The following is a 240-nucleotide window of genomic DNA, read 5'->3' on the forward strand; positions in this document are numbered from 1 at the left end:
GGTCAATTGCTGAAAGATTCGTTGGGTGAGGTCAGCTATTTACACACAACCCAGTATCTGGATGACCTGGCCAGCGGCAAGATCTGTGTGGCTGTGGGGTATTCCGGTGATTTGCTGACAGCGGCAGCGGGCAATGCCGATTTGTCGTATTTTATTCCCCGGGAGGGGGCGGCGTTATGGATTGATGTGATGGCGATTCCGACCAACGCCAATTCGCCAGAGTTGGCGTACCAACTGATC

General features: G+C 53.8%; 1 protein-coding gene. It reads left to right on the forward strand.

The genetic code is table 11. From position 1 onward, the window contains the following. Nucleotides 1–240: extracellular solute-binding protein (locus Q4563_RS22220; RefSeq protein WP_303606086.1), on the forward strand; the 240-nt coding region annotated here is incomplete at both ends.

This window comes from Gilvimarinus sp. 1_MG-2023 (genome assembly GCF_030548285.1).